General features: G+C 74.0%; 8 protein-coding genes. 3 read left to right on the top strand and 5 right to left on the bottom strand.

What is annotated here, in order from left to right; genetic code table 11:
• The coding region (locus G3I53_RS31095; protein ID WP_164439004.1) for an ROK family transcriptional regulator at positions 1–775 on the bottom strand (775 nt) is incomplete at its 3' end.
• A 140-nt stretch (positions 776–915) separates the two neighbouring features.
• Between G3I53_RS31095 and G3I53_RS31090 the strand changes: the two genes are divergently transcribed.
• Positions 916–2,121, top strand: a complete 1,206-nt coding sequence (locus G3I53_RS31090) for an MFS transporter (protein ID WP_164439003.1) — start codon at positions 916–918, stop codon at positions 2,119–2,121.
• Here the strand turns inward: G3I53_RS31090 and G3I53_RS31085 are convergent.
• The gene (locus G3I53_RS31085; protein ID WP_164337253.1) at positions 2,081–2,548 is read right to left on the bottom strand and encodes a thioesterase family protein; all 468 of its coding nucleotides are present in this window, start codon (positions 2,546–2,548) and stop codon (positions 2,081–2,083) included. The genes G3I53_RS31090 and G3I53_RS31085 overlap by 41 nt on opposite strands.
• 176 nt (positions 2,549–2,724) lie before the next feature.
• Between G3I53_RS31085 and G3I53_RS31080 the strand changes: the two genes are divergently transcribed.
• On the top strand, positions 2,725–4,152 hold the full coding sequence (locus tag G3I53_RS31080) for a solute carrier family 23 protein (protein ID WP_164337252.1): 1,428 nt from the start codon (positions 2,725–2,727) through the stop codon (positions 4,150–4,152).
• Here the strand turns inward: G3I53_RS31080 and G3I53_RS31075 are convergent.
• Entirely contained in the window at positions 4,134–5,246 is a 1,113-nt protein-coding gene (locus G3I53_RS31075) for a glycoside hydrolase family 6 protein (RefSeq protein ID WP_164439005.1), read from the bottom strand. The genes G3I53_RS31080 and G3I53_RS31075 overlap by 19 nt on opposite strands.
• Before the next feature lie 173 nt (positions 5,247–5,419).
• Here G3I53_RS31075 and G3I53_RS31070 point away from each other — a divergent pair, with 173 nt between their 5' ends.
• Positions 5,420–6,181 (top strand): DUF5995 family protein, encoded by a 762-nt coding sequence (locus G3I53_RS31070; protein ID WP_239064201.1) that lies wholly within the window; start codon positions 5,420–5,422, stop codon positions 6,179–6,181.
• On the opposite strand, the gene G3I53_RS31065 is transcribed toward G3I53_RS31070, so the two are convergent.
• Positions 6,142–7,839: an NAD(P)/FAD-dependent oxidoreductase gene (locus tag G3I53_RS31065; RefSeq protein WP_164338897.1), complete on the bottom strand. Its 1,698-nt coding sequence runs from the start codon at positions 7,837–7,839 to the stop codon at positions 6,142–6,144. The genes G3I53_RS31070 and G3I53_RS31065 overlap by 40 nt on opposite strands.
• Before the next feature lie 59 nt (positions 7,840–7,898).
• Positions 7,899–8,687 carry a carbon-nitrogen hydrolase family protein gene (locus G3I53_RS31060; protein ID WP_164338896.1) on the bottom strand — a complete coding sequence of 263 codons (789 nt, stop codon included), beginning with the start codon at positions 8,685–8,687 and terminating at the stop codon, positions 7,899–7,901.
• Positions 8,688–8,956 lie beyond the last annotated feature (269 nt).

Genomic DNA, 8,956 nt, shown 5'->3' with positions numbered 1-8,956 from the left:
CGCCCGCGCAGTCGGTCGCGGAGGGCAGGCCGCCGGTGCCGGGGACGGGCAGGAAGCCGATCTCGCCGGTGCCGCCGGAGGCGCCCCGGCGCAGGGCGCCGTCGAGGACCACGGCCGCGCCGGTGCCGTGGCCCAGCCACAGCAGGACGAAGGTGTCGCGGCCGCGGGCGGCCCCCTCGCGCTGCTCGGCCAGCGCGGCGAGGTTGGTCTCGTTGCCGACGCTGACGCGGGTCGTGGGGTGGCGTTCCTGGAGGGCGGCCACCAGCCGGCGGTGCCACTCGGGCAGGGCGGTGCTGTCGCGCAGTTCGCCCGTCGCCGGGTCGATGAGGCCGGGTGCGCCGACCCCGACGGTGTGCAGGGCGTCGGCGCCGGCCTCCTTGACCGTCCGCTCGACCAGAGCGACCGCCTGCTCCACGGCCGGCCCGGTCCCCGTGTCGGCGGTGATCGGGGCGGCGGCCCGGGCCAGGACCCGCCCGACGAGGTCGGAGACGACCACGGCCACGCCCTCGGTGCGCACGTCGAGCGCGGCCAGGTGCGCCCGGTCGGCGACGATCCCGTACAGCTTGGCCTTGGGGCCGCGCCGCTGCTCGCCGGCCTCCCCGGCGACCGCGATCAGCCCGGCCGCGGTGAGGCGTTCGACGAGGTCGGCGACGGTGGGGCGGGAGAGTCCGGTGAGTTCCTTGAGCCGCCCTGCGGTGAGCGGGCCCTCCCGCTGGAGCAGACGCAGGGCGAGCCGGTCGTTGATGGCGCGGGCGGTGCTCGGGGATGCGGCCATGCCGGGATCCTTCCAGATCGGCGGGGGCGGCCGGACGAGGGGACCGGGGAGCCGACCGAAATCCCCTTATCTTTCAGGCAGGGTTCCTGATAATTTACCCCGGCGCAGATCGCGCGGCGACGACCGGAGGGGGCGGGAGCATGGGTCCAGGGGTGTACGGACCGCGTGACGTGAGGAGGGCGCGGTACGCCGTCGCCGCGGTGTTCGCCGTGCACGGCGCGGTCACGGGCTCGTTCGCCACCCGCGTGCCGTGGATCCAGGACCACGCCGGGGTGAGCGCCGGACAGCTGGGGCTGGCCCTCGCCTTCCCCGCGCTCGGCGCGTCGATCGCCATGCCGGTCGCCGGGCGCGTCAGCCACCGCTTCGGCGCCCGCGCCGCGCTGCGCGGGCTGCTCGCCCTGTGGACGGCCTCCCTCGTCCTGCCGTCCCTCGCCCCCGGCATGCTCACGCTCTGCCTGGCGCTGTTCACCTACGGCGCCACGGCCGGCATGTCCGACGTGGCGATGAACGCGCTCGGTGTGGAGGTGGAGAACCGGCTGGACCGGTCGATCATGTCGGGACTGCACGGCATGTGGAGTGCCGGAGCCCTCGTCGGCTCGGCGGCCGGCGCGCTCGCCGCGCACCTCGGCGCGGACGCCCGGCTGCACCACCTGCTGGCCGCCGCCGTGCTGACCGCGGTGGGCGTCGCCGCCTGCCGCTGGGTGCTCGACCTGCAGCCCGCCGAGGACGAGGACCCGCCCCCGCGGTTCGCCCTGCCGCCCCGCTCGGCGCTGCTGATCGGCGCGATCGGGTTCTGCGCGGTCTTCGCCGAGGGCGCCAGCCTGGACTGGTCGGCGGTCTACCTGCGCGACCGCATGGACGCCTCCGCCGGTCTGGCCGCCGCCTGCACCACCGGTTTCACGCTCACCATGGCGGTGGCGCGGATCGCCGGGGACCGGGTGGTGGACCGCTTCGGCGCGGTGCGCACGGTCCGCGCGAGCGGGGTGGTCGCGGTGCTCGGCGGTCTGCTGATCGTGCTGGCGGACCACCCCGCCACCGCGATGGCGGGCTTCGCCCTGACCGGTCTGGGCATCGCGGTGGTGGTCCCGCTGTGCTTCGCCGCGGCGGGCCGCAGCGGGACGAACCCGAGCCTGGCGATCGCCGGCGTCGCGACCATCACCTACACCTCGGGCCTGGTCGCCCCGAGCGCGATCGGGATGGTGGCCCAGGCGACCAGCCTGATGGTGTCGTTCGCGGTGGTCACGGTCCTGTCGTGCGGTGTCGCCGGGCTGGCGGGCGTGCTCCGGGCCGGCGACCGCACGAAGGTCACGCGGCCGGCGGCAGCAGTTCCCGGGCCACGGCCCTGAAGGACTCGGTCCACGGCGTCGGGCGCAGCGTCGCGGCGTCCAGCCGGACCAGCACCCGGCTGCCCCGCGCGTAGGTCACCGTGCCGTCCGCCGAGCAGACCCGGAAGCCGTAGGTGAGTCCGGTCCGGCCCAGCCGCTCCAGCCACAGGTGGACGGCGTACGCGCCGGCCCGGGCCACCGGTGCCTCGTAGGTGATGCGCAGTTCCTTGACCGCGTTGCAGGCGTCGCCGGCCGCCGCCCAGTCGCCGTCGAAGCGGACGCCGTGCCGCTCCCAGAACGCCGCCCAGGCCCGCTCGACCAGCAACGGGTACCGGGAGTTGTGCATCAGGCCCAGCGCGTCGAGGTCGTCGAAGTGGACGGTGGCGGGCATCAGCAGCCCGTACGGGACGGCGGCGGGGGCGGGGGCGGGCGGGGCTTCGACGGTCACAGTGGTGCTCCTGGGGCGTGCGGGATCAATGCCGCATACAGCGACGAGCGGCACGGGCCCATCCTAAGCAGACGCTCAGCCGCTGCGCGGGACCCCCGCCGCGCCGTACGGAGCACTCCTTCCCAGCCCCGACAATGGTCCGGACACGCTGCACGTACGAACGAAAGCGACACCCCATGGATCTCGGCGTCCGCTGGAGACTGCACGGTGACGGGCGCACCCCCGCGCCCGGTGCGGTGGTCCGCCCCGACGAACGGCTCTCCTGGCCCCGCACCGCGGGACTCGGCGCCCAGCACGTCGTCGCGATGTTCGGCGCGTCGTTCGTCGCGCCCGTGCTCATGGGCCTGGACCCCAACCTCGCCATCATGATGTCCGGGGTCGCGACCATCGTGTTCCTGCTGGCGACCCGCGGCCGGGTGCCGAGCTACCTGGGCTGCTCGCTGTCCTTCGTCGGCGTCGCCGCGGTCATCCGCGCCCAGGGCGGGTCCAGCGCCACCGTCACCGGCGCGGTGTTCGTGGTGGGCGCCGCGCTGTTCCTGGTCGGGCTCGCCGTCCAGCGCTTCGGGGCGCGGATCATCCACGCGGCGATGCCGCCGGTCGTCACCGGCGCGGTGGTGATGCTGATCGGCTTCAACCTCGCTCCGGTCACCGCCACCACCTACTGGCCGCAGGACCAGTGGACCGCCCTGTTCGTCATGCTGTTCACCGGCCTCGCGGTGGTGTGCCTGCGCGGCTTCTGGTCCCGGATCGCGATCTTCCTCGGGCTGGTCTTCGGCTACGTCCTGTCCTGGGCGCTGGACCGCGTCTTCGGACAGATCCACTCCGCGGACGCGAGCGGCAAGGTCACCGACCACTGGCGGCTCGACCTGTCCGCCGTGGGCCAGGCCGACTGGATCGGCCTGCCGGCCCTGCACGGCCCGTCCTTCGAGTGGTCCGCGATCCTGGTCGCCCTGCCGGTGGTGATCGCCCTCGTCGCGGAGAACGCCGGACACGTCAAGGCCGTCGGCGAGATGACCGGCGACGACCTCGACGGCAAGCTGGGCACCGCGATCTCCGCCGACGGCGTCGGTTCCATGCTGTCCACCGCCGTGGGCGGTCCGCCCAACACCACCTACTCCGAGAACATCGGCGTCATGGCCGCCACGCGCGTGTACTCCACCGCCGCCTACTGGGCTGCCGCCTTCTTCGCCCTGCTGTTCGGCCTCTGCCCGAAGTTCGGCGCGGTCGTCGCGGCGATCCCGGGCGGCGTCCTGGGCGGCATCACCGTCATCCTCTACGGCATGATCGGCCTGCTCGGCGCGCAGATCTGGATCAACGCCGGGGTGGACCTGCGCAATCCGCTGAACCTGGTCCCGGCCGCCGCGGGCATCATCATCGGCGTCGGCAACGTCACGATGGAGTTCACCGACACCTTCTCGCTGAGCGGCATCGCGCTCGGCACCGTCGTGGTCATCACCGGCTACCACGCCCTGCGGGCCTTCGCCCCGGCCCACCTCAAGACGCAGGAGCCGCTGCTCGACGAGGGCACGTCCTCCTACACCGGGCCCGCCGACGACGGCCCGGGCGACGCCGGCGGCGACGGACCTCAGCGCGCCAAGTCGTAGGCGTACGACGGGGTGAAGGTGCCCGGCGCGCCCTTGCAGCCGTCGGACTCCCCCGGCAGCTTCACCCACAGGTAGGCGTCGATGCGGGCCTCGCCCGTGTCGAGGGTGGGCGCCCGGCCCAGCTTGCGTCCGGCCGGGTCGCACCACTCGCCGTCGGCCGGGGCACCGGCGCCGTTGCGGCTGGTGTCGATGACGGCGCCGAGGCCGGTTCCGCCGAGGGCGTCCAGCACCCGGCGGTTGTGGGCGATCTCGTCGGCGGTGCTGTGGAAGTTGGAGACGTTGCTGAACACACCGTCGGAGGAGGCGGACGAGGCCGCGCCGGCCTCCCGCAGCCAGGCGGCCTGCCGGGCCGGCGCGTTCCACCCGGAGTGGCCGGCGTCGAAGTAGACCCGGGCCCGGGGGTTGGCCTGCTTGATCACCCGCCCGGCCCGTGCCAGGGACGCGAAGCGGTCGGCGCGGGCCCCCGCGGACAGGCACTCGGCCTGCGCCACCGAGTCCGGCTCCAGCACCACGATGACCTCGCCGCCGCCCAGCCCGGCCGCGAACCGGTCGATCCAGCCGTCGTAGGCGTCGAGGTCGGGCGCGCCGCCCTGGGAGTGCCCGCCGCAGTCCCGGTCGGGTATCGCGTACGGCACCAGCACGGGCACCCGGCCCTGGGCCGCGCCGCCGGAGGTGACCGCGCGGACCCGCGCCGTCACGGTGTCGGGCGTGTAGTCGGCGAACCACACCGCCGCGGGCCGGTCGGCGATCCGGGACTCTATGACCGCGCGCCGCGGGTCGCCCGGATGGGCCCGCACCCAGTCCAGCACCCGCGACTCCGGGTGGCGGTACAGCCCCGGGGACGCGGAGGCCGGCTGCCGCTGCGTCGCGGTGCGCGACGGGGACGGCTTCGGCGGCGGCTTCTTCGACGGGGTGGCCGAGGGCGGCGCCGGTGTGGGCGACGGGGACGCCGACGGCACGGCGGGCAGCGGCTCCAGCAGGGGGGTGCCGGTCACCTCGGGCCGCGCCTCGTCGGAGCCGCGGCCGTCCCCGACGGCCTGGATCATGCCGGTCGCGGTGCCGATCGCGACCACGACGGAGGCCGCCGCGACCATGGCGCCGCGCCCGGCGGCGCGTCTGCGCGCGGCCCGCCGGCCGGACCGGCGCTGGGCACGTGAGCCTGCCACCGTACTGCTCCCCCTCCCCCGCGGCGGACGCGTTCCCCCGTTCCGGGGAAGCGTCGGGCCCGCCGCCACTGCCCCCACCCTAAACGTGCGACTCTGCGCCCATGCCGGAGTGCGAACAAGTCCTGATGTCGGTGGACACGGTCATCGCCCGGATGCGTGCCGTCGACGCCGCCCTGCCCGAGCGGGACGGGATCGCGGTCTTCAACCGTGTCTACCTCGCCGTCACCGAGTCGGTGGACCGGCGCATCGACGCGGGCCGGTTCGCCGACGCGCGGGCGGCGACCGTCCTGGACGTGCGGTTCGCGCAGCGCTACCTGGCCGCCCTCGACGCGGTGCTGGACGACCGCCGGCCGCCGGCCTGCTGGCGGCCCCTGTTCCAGTTCCGCCGTCATCCCGGGGTACGCCCGCTGCAGTTCGCGCTGGCGGGCATCAACGCGCACATCGGCCACGACCTGGCGCTCGCCGTGGTGGACACCTGCCGTACCCTCGGCTGCGAACCGGCGCGCCTGGAGGACGACTTCGACCGGGTGGGCGACCTCCTCGTCTCGCTGGAGGAGCGCATCCGCGAGGAGCTGATGCCGGGCCCCGACCTGCTGGAGATCGCGGACCCGCTGACCCATCTGCTGGGCGCCTGGAGTCTGGAGCGGGCCCGCGACGCGGCCTGGACGGCGGCCCGGGCCCTGTGGGCGCTGCGCGGGCTGCCGGACGTCGCCGGGGACCTGACCGCGCGGCTGGACACCGCGGTGGGCTTCGCGGGCCGCATGCTGCTCACGCCGCTGCCCGGCCTGCCGGAGGGGAGGTCCGGCCGGCCGGGCAGGGCCGCTCAGTCCTCGGGCAGTTCCACCGGCGCGATCTCGTCGTAGACGTCGCCGGGGCCCGGGTTGGACGGGTCGGTCCCGCCGCCGAGGTGGTGCATGACGCCCCAGACGGCGTTGAGCGCGGTCTGCACGGCGCCCTCCGCCCAGCCGGCCGTCCAGGAGATGTCGTCGCCCGCGAGGAAGATGCCCCGCTTGTCCTCGGGCAGCCGGTCCTGCATGAAGTGGGTGAACAGCCGCCGCTGGTAGCGGTAGTGGCCGGGCAGGTTGGCCTTGAACGCGCCCATGAAGTAGGGCTCGTTCTCCCAGGACACGGTGACCGGGTTGCCGATGATGTGCTTGCGGATGTCGACCTTCGGATAGATCTCGCCGAGCGACTTCAGCATGACCTCCATCCGCTCGTTCGCCGACAGCGGCAGCCACTTCAGGCTGTCGTCGCACCACGTGTACGACAGGCAGATGACCGCCGGCCGGCCGGGGCCGTCGTCGAGCAGGTAGGTGCCGCGGGTCATGCGGTCGGTGAGCGTCATCGACATGACGTCCCGTCCGGTGTCCTCGTCCTTGTCCAGCCAGAAGGGCCGGTCGACCGGCACGAACAGCTTGGAGCTCTCCATGTAGTGGGTGCGCTCGATCGCGGTCCAGTGGTCGATGGGGAACAGCGCGTCGTCGCAGGCCACCTTGGACAGCAGCATCCAGGACTGGGCGGTGAAGATCGCGGCCCGGTAGGTGCGGATGTCGCCGTCCGCGTCGGTCACCGTGATGCGGTTGCCCGCGGTGCGGTGCAGCCGGGTGACCGCCTGGCGGGGCTCGCCGTCCACGTGCAGGGACTTCAGCGAGGTGCCGTACGGCCAGTGGACGATCTTCTCCGGCTCCCGCTCCCACAGCCGCAGCGGCAGCTGCTGGGAGCCGCCGACGATGCCGCGGTGGTGGTCGTCGGCCTCGGTGTAGACGACGCGGAGGATCTCCAGGATGGAGTTGGGGAAGTCGGTGTCCCAGCCGCCGGTGCCGAAGCCGACCTGGCCGAAGATCTCGCGGTGCCGGAAGGACCTGAAGGCCTCGGACTCGCAGAGGAAGCCGTAGAAGGTCTGGTGGTCCAGCTTCTCCACGAGCCGGGACCAGATCTCCCGGATGCGCGGGACGTCCCGCTCGCGCAGGGCGCGGTTCATGTCGGTGAAGTCGGCGCCCTCCTCCAGGCAGCGGGCCCAGGCGTCGGCGACGTCCCGGTAGACCTGCGGCAGGTCGTCGAGCGTCTCCGCGTAGTGGGACTCGCCCTTGAGGTCGACGACGGTCGACGGGGTGGCCTCCGCCAGCGGGTTGGGGAACGGCCGCGTCTCCAGGCCGACGAGGTCGATGTAGTGCTGGAGCGCCGTGGAGGACGGCGGGAACCGCATGGCGCCCATCTCGGCGGTGAGCGAGGGGTCGCAGCCGTCGAAGCCGACGGTGCGCAGCCGGCCGCCGATCCGGTCGGCCTCGTACACGACCGGCTTCAGGCCCATCTTCATCAGCTCGTAGGCGGCGACGATGCCCGACAGTCCGCCGCCGATGACGGCGACCTCGGTGCCGTGCTCGGTCGCGGGCACCTGCCCGAGACCGGCCGGGTGGGCGAGGAAGTCGTCGTAGGCGTACGGGAAGTCCGGGCCGAACATGGTGATCGGCGGCTGCTGCTCGTCGGCGTGCTCGACGGCGTTGGGCACCGTGGACGTCATGGGGTGCGGACTCCTTGCACGGGTGGGACCGGGGTACGGCTGGGGGTGGGACGAGGGGGTCAGGTGAGCGGCCCGTAGAGCTCCGGGCGGCGGTCGCGCAGATACGGGTTGGCTGCGCGGGAGGCGGCCAGGAACTCGGGGTCGGCGTCGGCGCAGACGAGTTCCTCGGCGCGGCCGGCGCGGGCGCGGGCGACGCCGTCGGGCCCGGCGAGCACGGACAGGCCGGCGAACTCCAGGTCCCCTTCCGTGCCGACGCGGTTGGCGTAGGCGACGTACATCTGGTTCTCGAAGGCGCGCACCGGCACGAGGGACTCGGCGACGAACTGGAACGGGTGCATCAGCGCGGTGGGCACCAGCAGCAGGTCGGTGCCCGCCAGGGCGTGGGCCCGCACGTTCTCCGGGAACTCGACGTCGTAGCAGATCACCAGGCCGACGGTGAGGCCGTTCAGCTCGGCCTGCACGACCGGCCGGCCGCCCGGGGTGAAGTGCTCCTGCTCGAAGCAGCCGAAGAGGTGCGTCTTGCGGTAGTTGGCGAGCCGGGCGCCGTCGGCGCGGATGAGCTGGACGGAGTTGTACACCGCGTCGCCGTCGCGCTCGGGGTAGGAGTAGGCGATCGCCAGGCCGTGGCGGACGGCGGTCTCCGCGACCGCGTCGGCGGCGTCGCCGTCGGCGGGCTCGGCCAGCCGGCCGATGTCGTCGCCGATGGCGTAGCCGGTCAGGAACAGCTCCGAGGTGACCAGCAGCCCGGCTCCGGTGGCGGCGGCACGGCCCGCGGCCTCGTCGAGGACCTTGAGGTTCCCGGCGACGGATCCGGGCCGTCCGGAGCTCTGGAGCAGGGCGGTACGCATGCGTGTTCCTCACCGGTACGCGGGCTTCTGGGGGTCAGCTAGACCGTACGGTCGGCCCGCTCACCCGGACAAGACGGACCCGTTGCGCGCCGGTGAGCGGTTCGTTGCGTGTCGGGGCCGGTCCGCGGTGATTCGTTGCGCGGGCCCGCCCGGGGCTTCCGGAGGGGCGGAAACGCAGGTCAGGGCGGGGATGCGGGGCGTGCCCGGCGGGGTTCCGCCCGCGCCCGGGCCGGGCGGTCCGGGCGCGGGCGGGTCCGCTCAGCGGTCGG

Source organism: Streptomyces sp. SID14436, assembly GCF_010548465.1.
Lineage (GTDB): Bacteria > Actinomycetota > Actinomycetes > Streptomycetales > Streptomycetaceae > Streptomyces.
Note: the sequence above shows the minus strand (reverse complement) of the source record. Positions and strands in the feature narration are given on the sequence as shown.